Source organism: Variovorax paradoxus, assembly GCF_902712855.1.
Taxonomy (GTDB): Bacteria; Pseudomonadota; Gammaproteobacteria; order Burkholderiales; family Burkholderiaceae_C; genus Variovorax; species Variovorax paradoxus_Q.
Genome location: NZ_LR743507.1, coordinates 3970947 through 3991860, shown reverse-complemented (window position 1 = coordinate 3991860; position 20914 = coordinate 3970947). Strand labels below are relative to the sequence as shown.

Below are 20914 nucleotides of genomic sequence, written 5' to 3'. Positions count from 1 at the left end.
CCGCTTGCGCAGGCGTGGTGGTCGTTCATTGCTATCGAAGAGACAGCTTCTAGGCCTTGGCCGCTGGCGCCGCCTGCCCCAGTGCGATCTTGAGCAGATCGGCCACGGTGTTGGCGTTGAGCTTTTCCATGATGTTGGCGCGGTGCGCCTCGACCGTCTTGATGCTGATCCCCAGGTCGTCGGCGATCTGCTTGTTCAGGCGTCCGGCCACGATGCGTTCGAGCACCTGCGCCTCGCGGCCCGTGAGCTTGGACAGCAGCGCGTCGCGGCTGGCCGATTGCTGGTGCTGCGTGAAGGCACCGCGCGCATGTTCGAGCATGCGTTCGACCAGCGTGACGAGTTCTTCGTCGTTGAAGGGCTTCTGGATGAAGTCCATCGCACCCTTCTTCATGCTGTCGACCGCCATCGGCACGTCGCCGTGGCCGGTGATGACCACGATCGGCAGCGGGGAGCGCCGTTCGATCAGCCGATCCTGCAGTTCGAGGCCGGTCATGCCGGCCATGCGGATGTCGACGATCAAACAGGCGACTTCGCGCGGGTCGTATCGGGAGAGAAAGGATTCGGCGGAATCGAAACAGCGGACTCTGTAGTCCTTGCCTTCGAGCAGCCATTGCAGCGAATCGCGTACGGCTTCGTCGTCGTCGACGACATAGACCGTGCCCTTCTTCGGAATCAAACTCATGCAGGTACCTTTGCCTCGTCGCTAGCTACGGAACTGATAGCGTCCAACACCGGAATCCAGAAGGAAAAACGGCATCCGATCACATCCGGACCATTGTAGATGTTCTCCGCCTGCATCCGGCCGCGGTGCGACTCGACGATGGTGCGGCACAGATTCAGCCCGATGCCCATGCCTTCGGGCTTGGTGGAGAAGAAGGCTTCGTAGAGCCGGTCCATCACTTCCGGTGCCAGGCCCTTGCCGGTGTCCTGCACCGAGAACTCGATGGCGTTGTGGCCCTCGATGACCTTGGGCAGCACGCGCAACTCGACGCTGCGGCGCGCCAGCGGCCGATCGGCGATGTCAATGGATTCGGCCGCGTTCTTCAGGAGGTTGACCATCACCTGCTCGATCAGGATCGGGTCCACGCGCACCACGGGCAGCCGCGCCGCCACGTAGTGGTTCAGGCGCACGTTGCGCCGGCGCAGTTCGATGCCGGCGAGTTCGACCGCCTCGCTCACCATGGTGGCGACGTCGGCCGGCGTGCGATTGGGCTCGCTGCGCTTCACGAAGGAGCGGATGCGCTGGATGATCTGACCCGCGCGCTGCGCCTGCTTCGACGTCTTCTCGAGTGCTGCGAGCAACGCGTCGTTGTCGATCGACTGGCCCTTGATGCGCGACATCATGCCGTTGCAGTAGTTGGTGATGGCGGTCAGCGGCTGGTTGAGCTCGTGCGCCACGCTCGAAGCCATTTCGCCCATGGTGATGAGACGGCTCGCCGCCTGTGCCTTGTCGGCTTGCGCGGCCGCCTGTTCCTCGGCGTCGCGGCGCGGCGTGATGTCGGTGGCGATCACCAGTTGCGCGAGGCGGCCGTCGACCCAGGTCAGGTAGCGCGAGCGCACTTCGAGCCACTTGCCCAGGTGCGGCACGAAGATTTCGTTGTTGGCGGTTTGCGCGGCGGTGAGCGTGTCGATCGGCAGGCCCGCGTAGGGGTCGACGTCGTCCAGGCCTTCGTCGTGTGCGTTGGAGGCCGGCACGCCGGCCTGCGCCACCATGCCGAGATGGCCCACCGTGTCGGAGCCGAACCACAACCGATACAGCTTGTTGGCGAACAGCAGTTCCTCGCTGCCGATGGGCGCCACCGACACGGCAGCGTCGAGCGCTTCCAGCACGGTGGTGAAGCGTTCGTACGAGGCCGAGAGCTGCTCACGGATGCGCGTGGGCTCGGTGATGTCGGTCATCGACGTCATCCAGCCGGTCTGGTGGCCGCGTGCGTCGATCAGCGGTGACACGTAGAGCCGCGCATTGAACACGCTGCCGTTCTTTCGCTTCACGCGCACCTGGAAGCCGCCCGGCAGGGCGCGGCCGTGCAACTCTTCTTCGAGCCGCTCGTTCATCACCTCGCGGTCGGACTCGAGCCAGTACGGGAAGGGCGGCGTCTGGCCGACCAGTTCCTCCTCGCTCCAGCCCGTCATGGCGCAGAAGGCCGCATTCACGTACGTGATGCGCCCTTGCAGGTCGAGCACGCGCATGCCGGTGAGCATGGAGTTTTCCATCGCGCGGCGGAAGTTGGTCTCCGCCACCAGCCGTTGCTGGGCCTGCAGGCGCCGGCGTGTGTGGCGCCAGGTGCCGATCAGCATCCAGCTCGTGAGCACGCTGAGCGCGCACACCAGCCAGAAGAGCCCGTTGCCGACCACGCCTTGTGAGGTGCGATACGCCTGGGCGCGAAGCACCAGCGCATTGCCGACGGGCGACACCGGCACTTCGTATTCATTCGTGCGCTCGGACCACGGGAGCAGGCGCGTGCCGCTGTCCTTCAGGTTGGTGGTGTTGCCGGCGATGACGTGGCCCTTGGCGTCGAGCAGCGATACCGCGTAGCGCGCCTGCACCTCGGATGGCATGCCGTAGCGCAGCAGCCCGTCGACCGAGAATTCTCCGAGAACCACGCCGGCGAACAGGCCCTGGTCGAACAGCGGAATGTGCAGCTGCAGCATGGCAGCCGGTTCGCCGCCTGCCACAGGCTGCGAATACACCGGCTGTCGCAGTTCGCGCGCCAGGGCGTAATTGCTTTCGATGTCGCCGGGGCGCAGCACGTCGCCGATCAGGTGCTGCTGCGCCGGATGCACGCTGGGCGCCGCGTAGCCGGCCTTGAAGCGGCGGCGGTCGTCGATCCAGGTGATGGTCTGGAGTTCGGGGAACTGGCTCACCAGCGATTCGGCGCGGCTGGTGAACTCGACGGGGTCGATCTCGCGGTTGGATGCGTCGCGCGCGATGCGCATCAGCTGTTCCTGGCGCTCGAGCAGCCGCAGGCGCATGCGCTGCTGCGCGTATTCGACGTCACGGCGTACCGACTCCTGCTCGCGCTCGACCTCCTCCGTGCGCAGGTACCAGAAGGCCGAGACGATGGCCGCCAGGAAAAGCAGCACCGCCGCCATCGGCGCGAGCATGGCGACGGCGTCCTGCAGCACCGGCGTCTGCCGGCGCCACCACTTGCGCCACCAGGACAGGGGCGACGCTTTCACGGCATTGCGGGCAACCGCCAACGGGGAGGAGAGGGGCATGGTCCGAGTTTAGGTGAAGGCCCTCGGGAAACGACGTGAAAGCCGCGGTGGCATAGGCTCCAGCATGGTCGGTTTCTAGCGGTCATCGGGATGCGGTCACAGTTCAAAATTCCACATTAAGAAACTATGGCGCACTATTTGAAATCACGATGTTTCTATGAGAAACTCCGCCGCGCTGCGCGCATAGCGCACTAAATTACCGCCACAGCCCTAAAAGGAGAGACAAGCATGTCGGCAAATCCCGAGAACCTGTTCGGCTCGGCCGCAAACGACGCGGACGCCCAGGAGACCCGTGAATGGATGGATGCACTGTCCTCCGTCATCCAGAGCGAAGGGCCCGAGCGGGCGCACTTCCTTCTCGAGCAGCTGCTCGAGCATGCCCGCCAGAACACGGTCGACATGCCGTTCTCGGCCAACACCGGCTACGTCAACACCATCGAACCCTCGCAGGAGGCCCGCAGCCCCGGCAATCTCGAGATCGAACAGCGCCTGCGCGCCTACATGCGCTGGAACGCCATGGCGATGGTGGTCAAGGCCAACCGCCATCACCCGGCCGAAGGCGGTGACCTGGGCGGCCACATCGGTTCCTTCGCCTCGCTGGCGAGCATGTTCGGCGCAGGCTTCAACCACTTCTGGCGCGCCGAGAGCGAAAGCCATGGCGGCGACCTGCTCTACATCCAGGGCCACGTGTCCCCCGGCATTTACGCCCGCGCCTACCTCGAGGGCCGTCTTTCCGAAGAGCAGCTGCTGAATTTCCGCCAGGAAGTCGACGGCAAGGGCCTGTCGAGCTATCCGCACCCGAAGCTGATGCCCGAGTTCTGGCAGTTCCCCACCGTCTCGATGGGCCTCGGCCCGCTGATGGCCATCTACCAGGCCCGCTTCCTCAAGTACCTGCACGCACGCGGCATCGCCAACACCGAGAACCGCAAGGTCTGGGTGTTCTGCGGCGACGGCGAAATGGACGAGGTCGAATCGCTGGGCGCCATCGGCCTGGCCGCGCGCGAGAACCTCGACAACCTGATCTTCGTCATCAACTGCAACCTGCAGCGCCTCGACGGCCCGGTCCGCGGCAACGGCAAGATCATCCAGGAGCTCGAAGGCGAGTTCCGGGGCGCCAACTGGAACGTCATCAAGCTGGTCTGGGGCAAGGGCTGGGACGCCCTGCTCGAGAAGGATCACGACGGCGCGCTGCGCAAGATCATGATGGAGTGCAACGACGGCGACTACCAGTCGTTCAAGGCCAACGACGGCGCCTACGTGCGCAAGAACTTCTTCGGACGCGACCCGCGCACGCTGAAGATGGTCGAGCACATGACCGACGACGAAGTCTGGGCGCTGCAGCGCGGCGGCCATGACTCGCAGAAGGTGTACGCCGCCTTCCACGCCGCGCAGAACCACCAGGGCCAGCCCACGGTGCTGCTCGTGAAGACCGTCAAGGGCTTCGGCATGGGCAAGATCGGCGAGGGCAAGAACAACGTGCACCAGACCAAGAAGCTCAGCGACGAGGACATCATGATCTTCCGCGACCGCTTCAACATCCCGATTCCCGACAGCCAGATCGCCGAGCTGCCGTTCTACAAGCCGGCCGACGACACGCCTGAAATGAAGTACCTGCACGAGCGCCGCAAGGCCCTCGGCGGTTACCTGCCGCATCGCCGCACCAAGGCCGACGAGAGCTTCACCGTACCTTCGCTGGAAACCTTCAAGTCGGTGATGGAGCCCACGGCCGAAGGCCGCGAGATCTCGACCACGCAGGCCTACGTCCGCTTCCTCACGCAGCTGCTGCGCGACAAGGCGCTTGGCCCGCGCGTCGTGCCCATCCTGGTGGACGAGGCTCGCACGTTCGGCATGGAAGGCCTGTTCCGCCAGATCGGCATCTACAACCCGCACGGTCAGCAGTACACCCCGGTCGACAAGGACCAGGTCATGTACTACAAGGAAGACAAGGCCGGCCAGATCCTGCAGGAAGGCATCAACGAAGCCGGTGGCATGTCGAGCTGGATCGCGGCGGCCACCTCGTACAGCACGAACAACCGCATCATGGTGCCGTTCTACGTGTACTACTCGATGTTCGGCTTCCAGCGCATCGGCGACCTGGCCTGGGCGGCCGGCGACATGCAGGCCCGCGGCTTCCTGCTGGGCGGCACGTCGGGACGCACCACGCTGAACGGCGAAGGCCTGCAGCACGAGGACGGCCACAGCCACATCCTGGCCAACACCATCCCGAACTGCGTGAGCTACGACCCGACCTTCGCGCACGAAGTCGGCGTGATCCTGCACCATGGCCTCAAGCGCATGGTCGAGAAGCAGGACAACGTCTACTACTACCTGACGCTGCTCAACGAGAACTACCCGATGCCCGGCCTGCAGCCCGGCACCGAAGAGCAGATCATCAAGGGCATGTACCTGTCGAAGCAGGGCCCCGCGCTCAAGGCCAAGGCGCCCACCGTGCAACTGCTGGGCAGCGGCACCATCCTGCGCGAGAGCTTTGCCGCGCAGGAACTGCTCGAGAAGGACTGGGGCGTGTCGGCTTCCGTGTGGAGCTGCCCGAGCTTCAACGAACTCACGCGCGACGGCCAGGACGCCGACCGCTGGAACCTGCTGCATCCCGACCAGACGCCGCGCGTGCCTTTCGTGGCCGAGCAGCTCGGCGCCACGACCGGCCCGGTGGTCGCATCGACCGACTACATGAAGGCCTACGCGGAGCAGATCCGCCCCTTCGTCCCGAAGGGCCGCACCTACAAGGTGTTGGGTACCGACGGCTTCGGCCGGAGCGACTTCCGCAACAAGCTGCGCGAGCACTTCGAGATCAACCGTCACTACATCGTGGTGGCCGCGCTCAAGGCGCTGAGCGAAGATGGCACGGTGCCGGTCGCCAAGGTGGTCGAAGCCATCAAGAAGTACGGCATCAACGTCGACAAGGTCAACCCGCTCTACGCCTGAGCCTCGCCAGGCAATCAACAACCAACGAACGAAACGGCGCCTCACGGCGGGAGACAAACGATATGGCAGCAGTGGAAGTGAAAGTGCCCGACATCGGCGATTTCGATGAAGTCGCGGTGATCGAGGTGCTCGTGAAGGTGGGCGACACGGTCAAGGCCGAGCAGTCGCTCATCACCGTCGAATCGGACAAGGCGTCGATGGAGATTCCGTCGTCGACCGCCGGTGTCGTGAAGGAACTGAAGGTCGAGGTCGGCGGCAAGGTGAAGGAGGGCTCGGTGGTGCTCGTGCTCGAGGCCGAAGGTGGCGGTGCCGCTGCAGCGCCGGCCCCTGCGCCTGCTGCCGCACCCGCAGCAGCCGCCGCGCCTGCACCGGCCGCGGCAGCACCTGCAGCGGCGCCCGCGGCCTCCGGTCCGGTCGAGGTCAAGGTGCCGGACATCGGCGACTTCAAGGACGTCGCCGTCATCGAACTGCTGGTGAAGGTGGGCGACACGGTCGCGGCCGAGCAGTCGTTGATCACGGTCGAATCGGACAAGGCCTCGATGGAAATCCCGTCGTCGGCTGCCGGCGTGCTGAAGGAACTGAAGGTCAAGGTGGGCGACACCGTCAACATCGGCGACCTGATCGCGGTGCTCGAAGGCTCCGCAGGAGCCGCCGCTGCGCCGGCTGCGGCTCCCGCGCCTGCACAGGCGGCGGCCGCTCCGGCACCGGCGAGCGCTCCGGCGCCCGCAGCTGCAACTCCCGCCGCGGCACCGGCAGCGGCTCACCAGCCGACGGCAGCCCCCACCGGCAACCTGCCGCATGCCTCGCCCTCGGTGCGCAAGTTCGCCCGCGAACTCGGCGTGCCGCTCGAAGAGGTCAAGGGCTCGGGGCCCAAGGGCCGCATCACGCAGGAAGACATCCAGAACTTCACCAAGGCCGTGATGAGCGGCCAGGCCAGCACCAAGGCCTCGGCCGCCAAGGCGCCGGCCGCTGGTGGTGATGGTGCCGCGCTGGGCCTCATTCCGTGGCCCAAGGTCGACTTCGCGAAGTTCGGCACCGTCGAGCGCAAGGACCTGTCGCGGATCAAGAAGCTCAGCGGTGCCAACCTGCACCGCAACTGGGTGATGATCCCGCACGTCACGAACAACGACGAAGCCGACATCACCGAGCTCGAGGCCTTCCGCGTCTCCACCAACAAGGAGAACGAGAAATCGGGCGTGAAGGTCACGATGCTGGCCTTCGTCATCAAGGCGGTGGTCGCGGCGCTGAAGAAATTCCCCGAGTTCAACACCAGCCTGGACGGCGACCAGCTCGTCTACAAGCAGTACTACAACATCGGTTTCGCGGCGGACACGCCCAACGGCCTCGTGGTGCCGGTGCTCAAGGATGCCGACAAGAAGGGCATCCTGCAGATCAGCGCCGAAATGGGCGAACTCGCCAAGAAGGCGCGCGACGGCAAGCTCGGCTCGGCCGACATGCAGGGTGGCTGCTTCTCGATCAGTTCGCTCGGCGGCATCGGCGGCACGCACTTCACGCCCATCATCAACGCGCCCGAAGTCGCCATCCTCGGCCTGTCGAAGAGCGCGATGAAGCCGGTGTGGGACGGCAAGCAGTTCGTGCCGCGTCTCACGCTGCCGATGTCGCTGTCGTACGACCACCGCGTGATCGACGGCGCCCTGGCTGCGCGTTTCAACGCCTACCTGGGGCAAGTGCTCGCGGACTACCGTCGCATCCTGCTATGACGCCCCGAGCACCTTCGGTGCTCCCCTCCATAGGGGGCTGCTCCCTTGGGGCGGCCCGGCGGGAGCAGTCATGACCACGGTCGTGGCCGTCCGCAAGGGCGGCCAAGTCACGATGGCGGCCGATTCCCTGGTGACCTTCGGCGACACGCGGCTTTCGCACCGCGCCGAAGCGAACCAGAAGATCTTCACCGTCGAGGACGCGGCGGGCACGAGCCTGTTTGCGATGGCCGGCGCCGCGGCGCACTTCCTGGTGCTGCAGCATGCACTGGCCGCGCAGCCACGCGAGCAGCTGCTGTTCGGCAGCAAGCACGAGATCTTCCGCACCTTCACGATGCTGCATCCGGTGCTGAAGGAGTCGTTCTTCATGCAGACCAAGGAAGACGACCACGAGCCGTACGAGTCGAGCCAGTTCACGATGCTGATGGCCAACCAGAGCGGCATCTACGGCATCTACAGCTACCGCGAGGTGTTCGAGTTCAAGCAGTTCTGGGCCATCGGCTCGGGACGCAGCTTCGCACTCGGCGCCATGCATGCGGCCTATGACATCAAGTCGCGCGGCGCGCGCGACGTGGCGGAGGCAGGCATTGCTGCCGCCTGCGAATTCGATCGCAATTCGGCCCCACCGGTCGACGTTCTCACACTCAAACTGAAAGTGTCCAAATGAGCGAACAACAAATCAAGGTGCCCGACATCGGCGACTTCGACGAAGTGGCAGTCATCGAGGTGCTGGTCAACGTCGGAGACACGGTCAAGGCCGAACAGTCGCTGATCACGGTCGAATCGGACAAGGCCTCGATGGAGATCCCGTCCTCGGCCGCCGGCGTGGTCAAGGCCATTGCCGTGAAGGTGGGCGACAAGGTCAAGCAGGGCTCGGTGGTGCTGACGCTGGAGGCGGATGGTGCGGCGGCGCCCGCGCCGGCTGCAGCGGCCCCTGCGTCGACTGCTGCGCCGGCTGCTGCAGCCGCGGCTCCCGCACCCAAGGCGGCTGCGCCGTCCCCCGTTGCGGCGCCCGTGGCCTCCAGCTACGGTGACAAGGTCGACGTCGAATGCGACGTGATCGTGCTCGGCGCAGGCCCTGGCGGTTATTCGGCGGCTTTCCGTGCTGCCGATCTCGGCCTGAAGGTGGTGCTGATCGAGCGCTACGCCACCCTCGGCGGCGTGTGCCTGAACGTCGGCTGCATTCCGTCGAAGGCGCTGCTGCACGTGGCGTCGGTCATGGACGAGGTGAAGCATTTCGCCGATCTGGGCGTGAGCTTTGCCGCGCCGACGGTCGATCGCGCCAAGCTGCTCGGCCACAAGAACAAGGTAGTGGGCAAGCTCACCGGCGGCCTCACGGCCATGGCCAAGATGCGCAAGGTGACGGTGCTGCGCGGCGTGGGCAATTTCGTCGACCCGCACCACATCGAGGTCGAAGAAACCTCCGGCACCGGCTGGGACACCACGGGCAGCAAGCAGACCGTGAAGTTCCGCAACGCCATCATCGCGGCCGGCTCGCAGGCCGTTAGCCTGCCTTTCATGCCCAAGGATCCGCGTGTGGTCGATTCCACAGGCGCGCTCGAACTCGGCACCGACCCCAAGCGCATGCTGATCCTGGGCGGCGGCATCATCGGCCTGGAAATGGGCACGGTGTATTCCACGCTGGGCGCGCGCCTCGATGTGGTCGAGATGCTCGACGGCCTGATGCAGGGCGCCGACCGCGACCTGGTGAAGGTCTGGCAGAAGATGAACGCGCCGCGCTTCGACAACATCATGCTGAAGACCAAGACGGTCGGCGCCGAGGCCACGAAGGAAGGCATCAAGGTCACCTTCGAGGGCGAGAACGCGCCCAAGGAACCGCAGGTGTACGACCTGGTGCTGCAGGCGGTGGGCCGCAGCCCGAACGGCAAGAAGATCGGTGCCGACAAGGCCGGCGTGGCAGTGACCGACCGCGGCTTCATCAATGTCGACATCCAGATGCGCACCAACGTGCCGCACATCTTCGCCATCGGTGACATCGTGGGCCAGCCCATGCTCGCGCACAAGGCGGTGCATGAAGCGCACGTGGCGGCCGAGGTGATTGCGGGCGAACTGAAGGGCGACAAGGAACTGTCGAGCGCGGCGTTCAACGCGCGCGTGATCCCCAGCGTGGCCTACACCGACCCCGAGGTGGCATGGGTCGGCCTGACGGAAGACCAGGCGAAGGCAGAAGGCATCAAGGTCAAGAAGGGGCACTTCCCCTGGACGGCGTCGGGCCGCGCCATCGCCAACGGCCGCGACGAAGGCTTCACCAAGCTGCTGTTCGACGCCGAGACGCATCGCATCCTCGGCGGCGGCATCGTCGGTACGCATGCCGGCGACATGATCGGCGAGATCGCTCTGGCGATCGAGATGGGTGCGGACGAGATCGACATCGGCAAGACCATTCACCCGCACCCGACGCTGGGCGAAAGCATCGGCATGGCGGCGGAAGTGGCTCACGGCACCTGTACCGATCTGCCGCCTGCGAAGAAGAGCTGATCGAACCCTGGGGGCGCTTGCCGAGCGCCCATAAAAAAATCCCGCCTTGGCGGGATTTTTTTGTTCCGGAGACTGCGCTGCGGAGCGGTCAGTTGCCTGTGCTGGGCAGGTTGGCGACGGCTGCGGCCTTGACTTCGTCCGTCGGGCCGCCGAGAACGCGGCGGGCGCCGTCGAAGCGGCGTTGCCAGTAGCTGCCGTTCATGTCTTCCACGCGAACCTGCGCGCCAGTGCGGGGAGAGTGGATGAACTTGCCTTCGCCGACATAGATGCCAACGTGGCTGAAAGCGCGGCGCATGGTGTTGAAGAACACGAGGTCGCCGGGCTTGAGCTGGCTGGCGTCGATCTTTTCGGTGGCAGCTGCCTGTTCTTCGGCGCGACGCGGAAGCATGTGGCCGACCGTCTGGTTGTACATGGCGCGGACGAAGCCGCTGCAGTCGAAGCCCGATTCGGCGGTGTTGCCGCCGCGGCGGTACGGCACGCCGAGGAAGCCGATTGCGGTAACTACCAGATCCGACGTACGTTCGGTGACGGTCTGGCGGACCTGCTTGAGCTGCCCGATCAGGCCCTTGTCGGCCAGCAGGCGTGCCAACTCGTCATCGGTTTTATCCTGTTGAGGGGCTGCATGGACAGCTACGGCAAATAGGAGAGACGCGGGTAGGACGAAAAAACGCATGGCGCGTAGGATATTGATGACGCGCGGTTATGTCAATTTAAAAAGAATTAGCAAAAGTCTCTGTAAGTCATTGATTCACATTGAGATTTTTGATCGGGCCGGAGAAAAAATGTAACGGTGGACGTTTATTGACCATAAGCGGTTGGTTGCGGAAGTGTTTTTTTGCGGTGGGTGGATTGGCCCTCGATCTGTGCCTGGTTGCTATCTTTCGCCAAGTTCGCTCTAACCCACCGGAAAAGTCATGAATCGAGCCAAGTGGCCTGTTATCGCCTTGAGCATGTTTCTGGGCGCTGCCGGAACCGGTTTCTTCAGTATTGCGAGCGCCCAGGGCACGCCGGAGACCATCGCAACCGGCCTCGAAAACCCATGGGGCATTGCGTTCGTGCCGGGTGGCCGTTTCATCGTCACCGAGAGACCCGGCCGCATGCGACTGGTCGCCGCCGACGGCACGGTCGGTGCGCCCATCGCGGGCTTGCCCAGCATCGCTGCGGGCGGGCAGGGCGGCCTGCTCGACGTTCTGGGCGACTCTGCCTTCGAGAAGAACCGAACCCTGTATTTCTGCTTTTCCGAGGCCGACGCAGCCGGCTCCGCTAACAGCACTGCGCTCGCACGCGCCACCCTCTCTGCGGACGGCACGAAGCTCGAAGCGCTCAAGGTCATCTTCAGCCAGAAACCCAAGGTCGCAAGCCGGAACCACTTCGGCTGCCGCATCGTCGAGGCGCGCGACGGCACGCTGTTTCTCACCTTGGGCGAGCGCTTCAGCCGCAAGGAGGACGCGCAGAAGCTCGACAACCATCTCGGCAAGGTGATCCGCATCGCCAAGGACGGCTCGGTGCCCGCGGACAACCCCTTCGTTGGAAAGGCCGGTGCGCTGCCCGAGATCTGGAGCTACGGTCACCGCAACGGGCAGGGCGCTACGCTCGGCCCCGACGGCCGCTTCTGGATGAACGAGCACGGCCCGCAAGGCGGCGACGAAATCAACATTCCGCTGGCGGGCCGAAACTACGGCTGGCCGGTGATCACCTACGGCGAGAACTACGGCGGCGGGAAGATCGGCGACGGCATCACCGCGAAGGACGGGATGGAGCAGCCGCTGCATTACTGGGTGCCGTCGATCGCGCCGTCCGGCATGGCGTTCCTGACCAGCGACAGGTACGGCGCGGCCTGGAAGGGCAACCTTTTCATCGGTTCGCTGAAGTTCGGGTATCTCGACCGCATCGAGCTCAAGGGCGGCAAGGTGGTGGCGGAGCACAAGCTGCTGGCCGACGGCCGCGCGCGCATCCGTGACGTGAAGCAGGGCCCCGACGGGCTGCTCTACGTGCTCACCGACGAGGCCGACGGCAAGCTGCTGCGCCTGAAGCCGAACTGAAGCCTCAGCCGGGGCAGCCCGGCAGCGGCAGCGTCGGCAGCATGCGCCGCCACAGGCGTGTCCACTCAGGCCAGTCGTGGCCGCCTTCGGTCGTAAAGACGCGTTCCGGCGGCAAGGCCGCCGCCAGGAGGCGGTGGCTGAAGGCGAAGCGATCGTCAGTGGCGTAGCCCAGATAGAGCGGGGGCCTCGCGTCCGCCGTCTGCGTGAAGCCCACGTAGCCGCGCAGCCATTGCCACAGTTGGGTCTCATTCGGCGTGCGTGGATTGCCACCGGATGGCTCACCCAAAGGCCCCTTCCAGGCCCCGAGGCCTCCGGCGTTGGCGATGTCGCTGCCCAGCACCCGTTCGCCGAGGTACGGCGCGATCGTCACCACGCCGGCCAGCGCGCCGGGATGCGTCTGCGCGTAGAGCAGGCTGCCGAAGCCGCCGACGGAGATCCCGACAAGCCATATGCGACGGTAGCCCTGGCTGCGCGCTGGCGCTACGACGTCGGCGTCGAGGCGCTCGAGGATGGTCCTGTCGTTGTAGTAGCCCAGGTGAGCGTCGACCAGCATCACGTCGGCTGCGACGCGGTTGTCCTGCACGGCGCGCACGAACCCTTCGCGCTCGAATTCTTCGGGTGTCGAATACGCACCGGGCAGCATCACCAGCAGCGTGTCGGCATTGCGCATGCATCCGCTTTTCTCGAGCGAGGTCGCCAGCGGTGTCGTGGTCTTGCGCATGCCGCCGCATGCGGTGAGAAGGAGCGCGGCGGCGGCCACGCCCAGCGCCGCCAGGCGCAGCCGTTTCGACAAAAGGAGCTTCATCCGCCGCAGTCTAGGGCCTGTGCACGCGGTGCAAGGGGTGCGAAGTGCGGCGCGGCCCGTGAATCAATGCTCAGGGAGCGCGCGGCGTCGTGCGTGCTCGCGAACCAGAAGGGCGCCGACGGGCGGCTGTGGTCCGCCCCGCCGGATCGCCTCGCAAGCAGGCCGCCTTCGGTGTTGACGCGACAGTTCCTAGGCGTGCCTCGATGCTGGCAGGTCGACCATCACCGGCCGTCCCGTTGTCGTACAGCCGGTGTCGCAGCACTTGCCGGGCTGGCGGTTGCGGGTGATGGCGCGGGCCGGGTCGTGCGGCGCGGCGGCCGGCGAGCCGTCGGCGGCGATGCCGCGCTCCAGGATGCGCTCGACCAGTTCCACCTTCGAGCCGACCGGGTAGTTGCGCCAGATCTCCTGCTTCATGGCGGCCGGCGATCCGCCGCCATGCAGGCTGATAACGCTGTACCAGCCGCCCTGGTAGCCGGCCGTGAGGTCTTCGATGAAGCGCGCCGTTTCGATGCGCTGTTCGTAGGGAATGGCCGGGTTGGCGCGCAGCACGTCCGACAGGCGTGCGGCGGTCTCGGGGTTGTGGTCTTCGTCGGGACCGGGCAGGGTGACGATCAACCCGCCGCTCACATAGTGCGCAATGCGGTGCATGTCGTAGATCTTCGTGGCCAGCAGCAGCTTGCCGATGTTGCTGAACACCGGGTCGGGCATGAACACCTCGCAGTGCTCGTCCGCCTTGCCGTAAACGCTGGCCGCCACGCCGCAGGCGAAGAAGCTTTCGGTGATGGTGATGAGTTCGACCATCTGCTCGCGCAGGTGGCTTTCCTTGCCCGGGTCGAAGCCGTTGGCCTCGCACATCAGCGCGCCGGCGCCGATCAGCAGGTCGCCGAAGCCCGCCCGCGCGCCGATGCAGCTGTGGCGGTGGTGCGTGGCGTAGCTGTAGGTCAGGTGGCCGGAGTGCTCCCAGGTCCCGTTGTCGCCCGCGTAGAACACCCGCTCCCACGGCACGAACACCTTGTCGAACATGCACACGCCGGTGCTCTGGCCGTACTTGCGGCTGAACAGCGCGTCGCCGTGCTCGAGCTTCTCGCCGGGCCGGCCCGCCGGGCGCGCAACGATGGTGAGGCCCGGCGCGTCCAGCGGCACGGCGCAGCAGACGGCGAAGTCGGCATCCTCCTTGCCCATGTTGCGGCAGGGCATGACCAGCAGCTCGTGCACGTAGGGTGCACCCGTCACGATGGCCTTTGTGCCCGAGATGACGATGCCGCGCGTGTTGCGCTCCACCACGTGCAGGTAGCTGTCGACGTTGGCCTGCTCGTGCGGACGCCGGCTGCGGTCGCCCTTGGCGTCGGTCATGGCCACGCCGAGCGTGAGGTCCTGGTCCTGCACGCGGTGCAGGTACTCGTGAAAGCGGGCGGTGTGCTCGGTGCTGCCGCGGGCGTCGTCGATGCGCGCCGACACCTGGGCGATGGCGTTGAGCGCGTCGTGCGTCAGGTAGCGCTGGGCGCAGCCGGTTTCCTGGCACACCAGCCGCACGGCCTCGAGCTTGTTGAGCAGGTCGCCGGCGCTCGCATTGAGATGGGACAGCCGGTTCACCCGCTTGCCGCTGGTGTGCTGCACGGCGGTCATGAGCGGCTCGTGCGCCTGCTTGAGCGCGTAGTCGTAGGTGAGGGCGATGGCATTGATACCGGGCTGGAAGGCGGGCTCGTCGGCCACGCTCTCGACGCGGCGGCCGTCCACGAACACCGTGGGCTGGTAGCGGCGCAGGGATTCGCGGTAGTCGGCGCCGGACATGAGCGACGCGGAGGGAAGCGGGGCGTTCATCGTGAGTGTCTCCAGGGGCTGCGGCCGTGGGCGACCGTCGGTTCGATAATTGGAGCATCGATCGATTTGTTCGGTGGTACGGTCTAACCCGTCAATCCGGCTCCCCTCAGAAAGAAAAAACCATGCTCCTCGACGCCTCGCGTTCCCAACTCGTGCTGGTCGACTACCAGGCCCGCCTGATGCCGGCCATCTTCGAGAACGAGGCCGTGGCAGCGAACGCGGTGCGCCTCGGCAAGATGGCGGCGATGGTCGACGTGCCGGTCTGGGGCACCGAACAGAACCCGTCGAAGCTCGGCGAGAACCTGCCCGACATCCGCGCGCTGTGCCGCAAGACGCTCGCGAAGATGCATTTCAGCGGCGTCGAGGAAGGCCTCGGCGAATGGCTGCGCGCGCCGGCCAAGGCCGCACCGCAAGGCAATGCCCGCAGCCTGCCCAAGCACCTGCAGAAGCCGCAGGCCGCCGCAGAAGAGCGCAACACCATCGTCATCGCCGGCTGCGAGGCCCATGTCTGCCTGTTGCAGACTGCGCTCGACCTGCTGGAAGACGAGTTCGAGGTGTGGGTCGTCACCGACGCCTGCAGTTCGCGCACCGAGCGCAATCGCGATGCTGCGTTCGACCGGCTGGCGGGGGCGGGCGCCGAGCTCGTGACCACCGAGATGGTCGGCTTCGAGTGGCTGCGCACCGCCGAGCACCCGGCGTTCCGCGACCTGCAGGCACTGATCCGCTGAACCGAAGGCGCTGGGCGCAGGGACTGAACCGGGTTGTACCTGGCGTCAGCTTGCTGCAAGATCGGTCTCCATAATTATGAATTCAGTTTCAGCGAGGCAGCTGAAGCTGAATACAGACATCAGGAGACAAGCCCAGATGAGCAGTTACGAAGAGTTCTATCGCCGGTCCGTCGACGCGCCCGAGGCCTTCTGGGCCGAGCAGGCCAGGCTGATCGACTGGCAGCCCCCCGCCACCCAGGTCCTGGACGACAGCAATCCACCGTTTGCGCGCTGGTTCGTCGGCGGCACGACGAACCTGTGCCACAACGCCGTCGACCGGCACCTGGCCGATCGGGGCGACCAGCCGGCGCTGATCTTCGTTTCCACCGAGACCGGCGTCGAGCAGAGCTACAGCTTTGCCGAACTGCACGCCGAGGTGCAGCGCACCGCGGCGAGCCTGATGGCGCTCGGCGTGGGCAAGGGCGACCGCGTGCTCATCTACATGCCGATGATTCCCGAGGCCGCCTTCGCCATGCTGGCCTGCGCGCGCATCGGCGCGATCCATTGTGTGGTGTTCGGCGGCTTTGCCAGCGGCTCGCTGGCCACCCGCATCGAGGACGCAGAACCCAAGGTGATCGTGAGTGCCGATGCCGGCGCGCGAGGCGGCAAGGTGCTCGCGTACAAGCCGCTGCTCGACGAGGCGATCCGCCTGTCGTCGCACAAGCCGGCGGCGGTCCTGCTGAGCGACCGCGGCCTGGCTGCCATGGAACTGGTGGCGGGGCGCGACCATCTGGCCAGCGAGCTGCGGCAGAAGCATCTGGACGCCAAGGTGCCATGCACCTGGCTGGCGTCCACCGACATCAGCTACACCATCTACACCAGCGGCACCACCGGCAAGCCCAAGGGCGTGCAGCGCGACGTGGGCGGCTACGCGGTGGCACTGGCCGCGAGCATGAAGCACATCTTCGACGGCCGGCCCGGCGAGACCTACTTCTCCACCAGCGACATCGGCTGGGTGGTGGGCCACAGCTACATCGTCTACGGGCCGCTCATCGCGGGCATGGCCACCATCATGTACGAGGGGCTGCCCACGCAGGGCATCGACCGGCAGCCCGACGGCGGCATCTGGTGGCGGCTGGTCGAGAAATACAAAGTGACAGTGATGTTCAGCGCGCCCACGGCGGTGCGCGTGCTCAAGAAGCAGGACCCGGCGCTGCTGAAGAAGTACGACCTCTCGAGCCTGCGCGCGCTGTTCCTGGCCGGCGAGCCGCTCGACGAGCCCACGGCGCGCTGGATCAGCGACGGGCTGGGCGTGCCTGTCATCGACAACTACTGGCAGACCGAATCGGGCTGGCCGATGATCACGATCGCCAACGGCGTGGAGCCCAAGGCCAGCAAGTTCGGCAGCCCGGGCGTGCCGATGTACGGCTACCGCATCAGGATCCTGCACGAATCGACCGGCGAGGAACTGACCGGCGCGAACGAGAAGGGCGTGGTCGTGGTCGAGGGGCCGACGCCGCCGGGTTTCATGCAGACCGTGTGGAAGGACGATGCGCGGTTCGTCAACACCTACTGGAAGACCGTGCCTGGCAAGATGGTCTATTCCACCTTCGACTGGGGCATCCGGGACGAGGACGGCTACTTCTACATCCTCGGGCGCACCGACGACGTCATCAACGTGGCGGGCCACCGGCTCGGCACGCGTGAGATCGAGGAAAGCATCTCCGGCCATGCCAACGTCGCCGAAGTGGCGGTGGTTGGCGTGGCCGATGCGCTCAAGGGCCAGGTCGCCATGGCCTTCGTGGTGACCAGGGACGGCAAGGCCGCGGCCGACGCCGACGCGGCGCTCAAGCTGGAGGGCGAAATCATGAAAGTGGTGGCCGACCAGCTTGGCGCGCTGGCCCGGCCGGCCCGCGTGCGCTTCGTGAACGGCCTGCCCAAGACCCGCAGCGGCAAATTGCTGCGCCGCGCCATCCAGGCCGTTTGCGAACAGCGCGACCCGGGCGACCTGACCACCATCGACGACCCCTCGACGCTGCAGCAGATCAAACAGTTACTAAGTCGACAGTGAGATCTCCCCGATGGGGGTTGCATGTCCCTGCTGACCCGTCATATGGTTGGCGTGGCACAATGCCAAGGTACTCAGGCCCTTCCCCAGCCACAGTCGCATCCGCCAACCGGTTCAGCCGTGTCGCGGAAGGTTTCTTAAACCAGCTAGTGCTTCCTCAAGGGAAGCGAAGGTCAGCGGATCATGAGCGATTCATCGACGCCCACGGCGTATACAGCCTATCAAGGCAACACCTACCTCTTCGGCGGCAACGCGCCCTATGTCGAAGAGATGTACGAGAACTACCTCGCAAACCCCGGCAGCGTGCCCGACAACTGGCGCTCGTATTTCGATGCGCTCCAGAATGTCCCCGCCGCTGACGGCTCCAGCACCCGCGACGTTCCCCACCAGCCCGTCATCAACGCTTTCGCCGAACGCGCAAAGCAGGGCACGACCAAGGTCGTGGTGGCCAGCGGCGCCGACTCCGAACTCGGCCGCAAGCGCACGGCAGTCCAGCAGCTGATTGCCGCGTACCGCAACGTCGGCGCCCGCTGGGCCGACCTCGACCCGCTCAAGCGCGCCGAGCGTCCCGCCATTCCCGAGCTCGAACCCTCGTTCTACGGCTTCTCCGACGCCGACCTCGAGACGGTGTTCAACACCAGCAACACGTTCTTCGGCAAGGACACGATGTCCCTGCGCGACCTGCTCAACGCGTTGCGCGAAACGTACTGCGGCACGATCGGTGCCGAGTACATGTACACCACCGACCAGAACCACAAGCGCTGGTGGCAGCAGCGGCTCGAAAGCGCCCGCACCAACCCCAAGCTGAGCGCCGAGCAGAAGAAGCACGTGCTCAGCCGCCTGACGGCCGCCGAAGGTCTCGAGCGCTTCCTGCACACCAAGTACGTCGGCCAGAAGCGCTTCTCGCTCGAAGGCGGCGAGAGCTTCATCGTCTCGATGGACGAGCTGATCAACCAGGCCGGCGCCAAGGGCGTGCAGGAAATCGTGATCGGCATGGCCCACCGCGGCCGCCTGAATGTGCTCGTGAACTCGCTGGGCAAGATGCCGGCCGACCTGTTCGCCGAGTTCGACCACACCGCCCCCGAAGACCTCCCCAGCGGCGACGTGAAGTACCACCAGGGCTTCAGCTCGGACGTGACCACCCCCGGCGGCCCGGTTCACCTGAGTCTCGCGTTCAACCCTTCGCACCTCGAGATCGTCAACCCCGTGGTCGAGGGCTCGGTGCGTGCGCGCATGGACCGCCGCGGCGATCCGCTGGGCAAGCAGGTGCTGCCCGTGATCGTGCACGGCGACGCCGCCTTCGCAGGCCAGGGCGTCGTGATGGAAACGCTGGCGCTGGCCGAGACCCGTGGCTACTCCACCGGCGGCACGGTGCACATCGTCATCAACAACCAGATCGGCTTCACCACCAGCGACCCGCGCGACAGCCGCTCGACGCTGTACTGCTCGGACATCGTCAAGATGATCGAAGCGCCGGTGCTGCACGTCAACGGCGACGATCCCGAAGCCGTGGTGCTGGCCACCCAGATCGCGCTCGAGTTCCGCATGGAATTCCAGAAGGACGTGGTCGTGGACATCATCTGCTTCCGCAAGCTGGGCCACAACGAGCAGGACACCCCCTCGCTGACCCAGCCCCTGATGTACAAGAAGATCGCGGCCCACCCCGGCACGCGCAAGCTGTACGCCGACAAGCTGGCCGCCCAAGGCCTGGGCGAGACGCTCGGCGACGACATGGTCAAGGCGCAGCGCGCCGCCTTCGACGAAGGCAAGAACACGGTCGACCCGGTCCTCACGAATTTCAAGAGCAAGTACGCCGTCGACTGGAGCCCGTACCTCAACAAGAAGTGGACCGACGCGGGCGACACCGCCATCCCGTCCACCGAGTGGAAGCGCCTGGCCGAGAAGATCACCACCGTGCCCGAAGGCTTCACGGTGCACCCGCTCGTGAAGAAGGTGCTGGACGACCGCGCGGCCATGGGCCGTGGCGACGTCAACATCGACTGGGGCATGGGCGAGCACATGGCATTCGCGTCGCTGGTGGCCAGCGGCTATCCGGTCCGCCTGTCGGGCGAAGACTCGGGTCGCGGCACGTTCACGCACCGCCACGCCGTGCTGCACGACCAGAACCGCGAGAAGTTCGACACCGGCACCTATACGCCGCTGCAGAACGTGGCCGACAACCAGGCGCCGTTCGTCGTGATCGACTCGATCCTGTCCGAAGAAGCCGTGCTCGCGTTCGAATACGGCTACGCCTCGAACGACCCGAACACGCTCGTGATCTGGGAAGCCCAGTTCGGCGACTTCGTGAACGGCGCACAGGTGGTGATCGACCAGTTCATCGCCTCGGGCGAAGTGAAGTGGGGCCGGGTCAACGGCCTGACCATGATGCTGCCGCACGGCTACGAAGGCCAGGGCCCCGAGCACAGCTCGGCACGCCTGGAACGCTTCATGCAGCTGAGCGCCGACACCAACATGCAGGTGGTCCAGCCGACCACGGCCAGCCAGATCTTCCACGTGCTGCGCCGCCAGATGGTGCGCAACCTGCGCAAGCCGCTGATCATCCTGACGCCCAAGTCGCTGCTGCGCAACAAGGACGCCACGTCGCCGCTGGCCGAGTTCACCAAGGGCAGCTTCCAGACCGTGATCCCGGAAAGCAAGGCCCTCAAGGCCGAGAAGGTCAAGCGCCTGATCGCTTGCTCGGGCAAGGTCTACTACGACCTGGCCAAGAAGCGCGAGGAACGCGGCGACGAAGATGTGGCGATCATCCGCGTCGAGCAGCTGTATCCGTTCCCGCACAAGGCCTTCGCCGCCGAGATCAAGAAGTACCCCAACCTCGTCGACGTGGTGTGGTGCCAGGACGAGCCGCAGAACCAGGGCGCCTGGTTCTTCGTGCAGCACTACATCCACGAAAACATGCAGGAAGGCCAGAAGCTCGGCTATTCCGGCCGTGCCGCCTCGGCATCGCCGGCAGTGGGCTACTCGCACCTGCACCAGGAACAGCAGAAGGCGCTCGTGGATGGCGCGTTCGGCAAGCTCAAGGGCTTCGTGCTGACCAAGTAAAACCCGTTCCCTTTCACACGAACACCCTCAAG

Annotated in this window: 13 protein-coding genes; 8 read left to right on the top strand and 5 right to left on the bottom strand. The window is 65.7% G+C overall.

Going from position 1 to position 20914, the window contains the following annotated elements:
- Positions 1 to 49: 49 nt before the first annotated feature.
- Positions 50 to 682: a response regulator transcription factor gene (locus AACL56_RS18535; RefSeq protein WP_012747279.1), complete on the bottom strand. Its 633-nt coding sequence runs from the start codon at positions 680 to 682 to the stop codon at positions 50 to 52.
- Positions 679 to 3219: a PAS domain-containing sensor histidine kinase gene (locus tag AACL56_RS18530; protein WP_339091279.1), complete on the bottom strand. Its 2541-nt coding sequence runs from the start codon at positions 3217 to 3219 to the stop codon at positions 679 to 681. The genes AACL56_RS18535 and AACL56_RS18530 overlap by 4 nt, the downstream gene beginning before the upstream one ends.
- A gap of 228 nt (positions 3220 to 3447) precedes the next feature.
- On the opposite strand from AACL56_RS18530, the gene aceE reads away from it, so the two are divergent.
- The 4 genes from aceE (at position 3448) to lpdA (ending at position 10379) form a co-directional block, all read left to right on the top strand.
- Complete coding sequence (aceE, locus tag AACL56_RS18525) at positions 3448 to 6162, top strand: pyruvate dehydrogenase (acetyl-transferring), homodimeric type (RefSeq protein WP_339091278.1); 2715 nt, start codon at positions 3448 to 3450, stop codon at positions 6160 to 6162.
- Positions 6163 to 6224: 62 nt separating this feature from the next.
- On the top strand, positions 6225 to 7883 hold the full coding sequence (gene aceF, locus AACL56_RS18520) for a dihydrolipoyllysine-residue acetyltransferase (RefSeq protein ID WP_339091277.1): 1659 nt from the start codon (positions 6225 to 6227) through the stop codon (positions 7881 to 7883).
- Positions 7884 to 7953: 70 nt separating this feature from the next.
- Positions 7954 to 8547 carry an MFS transporter gene (locus tag AACL56_RS18515; RefSeq protein ID WP_339091276.1) on the top strand — a complete coding sequence of 198 codons (594 nt, stop codon included), beginning with the start codon at positions 7954 to 7956 and terminating at the stop codon, positions 8545 to 8547.
- The gene (gene lpdA / locus AACL56_RS18510; RefSeq protein ID WP_339091275.1) at positions 8544 to 10379 is read left to right on the top strand and encodes a dihydrolipoyl dehydrogenase; all 1836 of its coding nucleotides are present in this window, start codon (positions 8544 to 8546) and stop codon (positions 10377 to 10379) included. The genes AACL56_RS18515 and lpdA overlap by 4 nt, the downstream gene beginning before the upstream one ends.
- Positions 10380 to 10467: 88 nt before the next feature.
- On the opposite strand, the gene AACL56_RS18505 is transcribed toward lpdA, so the two are convergent.
- Positions 10468 to 11052: a C40 family peptidase gene (locus tag AACL56_RS18505; RefSeq protein WP_339091274.1), complete on the bottom strand. Its 585-nt coding sequence runs from the start codon at positions 11050 to 11052 to the stop codon at positions 10468 to 10470.
- 277 nt (positions 11053 to 11329) lie between these two features.
- On the opposite strand from AACL56_RS18505, the gene AACL56_RS18500 reads away from it, so the two are divergent.
- On the top strand, positions 11330 to 12421 hold the full coding sequence (locus AACL56_RS18500; protein ID WP_339092895.1) for a PQQ-dependent sugar dehydrogenase: 1092 nt from the start codon (positions 11330 to 11332) through the stop codon (positions 12419 to 12421).
- Between the two features lie 4 nt (positions 12422 to 12425).
- Here the strand turns inward: AACL56_RS18500 and AACL56_RS18495 are convergent, their stop codons facing one another.
- Together AACL56_RS18495 and AACL56_RS18490 are read right to left on the bottom strand one after the other, a co-directional pair.
- Positions 12426 to 13226 carry an alpha/beta hydrolase gene (locus AACL56_RS18495; RefSeq protein WP_339091273.1) on the bottom strand — a complete coding sequence of 267 codons (801 nt, stop codon included), beginning with the start codon at positions 13224 to 13226 and terminating at the stop codon, positions 12426 to 12428.
- A gap of 189 nt (positions 13227 to 13415) precedes the next feature.
- Positions 13416 to 15047, bottom strand: coding sequence for a 4-hydroxyphenylacetate 3-hydroxylase family protein (locus tag AACL56_RS18490; RefSeq protein WP_339091272.1), 1632 nt, complete (start codon positions 15045 to 15047; stop codon positions 13416 to 13418).
- A 122-nt stretch (positions 15048 to 15169) separates the two neighbouring features.
- On the opposite strand from AACL56_RS18490, the gene AACL56_RS18485 reads away from it, so the two are divergent.
- The 3 genes from AACL56_RS18485 to AACL56_RS18475 all read left to right on the top strand — a co-directional run bounded on the left by AACL56_RS18485 (position 15170) and on the right by AACL56_RS18475 (position 20882).
- On the top strand, positions 15170 to 15775 hold the full coding sequence (locus AACL56_RS18485) for an isochorismatase family protein (protein WP_339091271.1): 606 nt from the start codon (positions 15170 to 15172) through the stop codon (positions 15773 to 15775).
- 76 nt (positions 15776 to 15851) lie between these two features.
- Positions 15852 to 17825 carry a propionate--CoA ligase gene (locus AACL56_RS18480; protein WP_339091270.1) on the top strand — a complete coding sequence of 658 codons (1974 nt, stop codon included), beginning with the start codon at positions 15852 to 15854 and terminating at the stop codon, positions 17823 to 17825.
- A gap of 180 nt (positions 17826 to 18005) precedes the next feature.
- Positions 18006 to 20882 (top strand): 2-oxoglutarate dehydrogenase E1 component, encoded by a 2877-nt coding sequence (locus tag AACL56_RS18475; protein ID WP_339091269.1) that lies wholly within the window; start codon positions 18006 to 18008, stop codon positions 20880 to 20882.
- Positions 20883 to 20914 lie beyond the last annotated feature (32 nt).

What these genes read in the sequence shown, in the direction of transcription:
- AACL56_RS18535 (WP_012747279.1), bottom strand. Translation starts at nt 682, where the DNA reads ATGAGTTTGATTCCGAAGAAGGGCACGGTCTATGTCGTCGACGACGAC.
- AACL56_RS18530 (WP_339091279.1), bottom strand. Translation starts at nt 3,219, where the DNA reads ATGCCCCTCTCCTCCCCGTTGGCGGTTGCCCGCAATGCCGTGAAAGCG.
- aceE (WP_339091278.1), top strand. Translation starts at nt 3,448, where the DNA reads ATGTCGGCAAATCCCGAGAACCTGTTCGGCTCGGCCGCAAACGACGCG.
- aceF (WP_339091277.1), top strand. Translation starts at nt 6,225, where the DNA reads ATGGCAGCAGTGGAAGTGAAAGTGCCCGACATCGGCGATTTCGATGAA.
- AACL56_RS18515 (WP_339091276.1), top strand. Translation starts at nt 7,954, where the DNA reads ATGACCACGGTCGTGGCCGTCCGCAAGGGCGGCCAAGTCACGATGGCG.
- lpdA (WP_339091275.1), top strand. Translation starts at nt 8,544, where the DNA reads ATGAGCGAACAACAAATCAAGGTGCCCGACATCGGCGACTTCGACGAA.
- AACL56_RS18505 (WP_339091274.1), bottom strand. Translation starts at nt 11,052, where the DNA reads ATGCGTTTTTTCGTCCTACCCGCGTCTCTCCTATTTGCCGTAGCTGTC.
- AACL56_RS18500 (WP_339092895.1), top strand. Translation starts at nt 11,330, where the DNA reads ATGTTTCTGGGCGCTGCCGGAACCGGTTTCTTCAGTATTGCGAGCGCC.
- AACL56_RS18495 (WP_339091273.1), bottom strand. Translation starts at nt 13,226, where the DNA reads ATGAAGCTCCTTTTGTCGAAACGGCTGCGCCTGGCGGCGCTGGGCGTG.
- AACL56_RS18490 (WP_339091272.1), bottom strand. Translation starts at nt 15,047, where the DNA reads ATGAACGCCCCGCTTCCCTCCGCGTCGCTCATGTCCGGCGCCGACTAC.
- AACL56_RS18485 (WP_339091271.1), top strand. Translation starts at nt 15,170, where the DNA reads ATGCTCCTCGACGCCTCGCGTTCCCAACTCGTGCTGGTCGACTACCAG.
- AACL56_RS18480 (WP_339091270.1), top strand. Translation starts at nt 15,852, where the DNA reads ATGAATTCAGTTTCAGCGAGGCAGCTGAAGCTGAATACAGACATCAGG.
- AACL56_RS18475 (WP_339091269.1), top strand. Translation starts at nt 18,006, where the DNA reads ATGAGCGATTCATCGACGCCCACGGCGTATACAGCCTATCAAGGCAAC.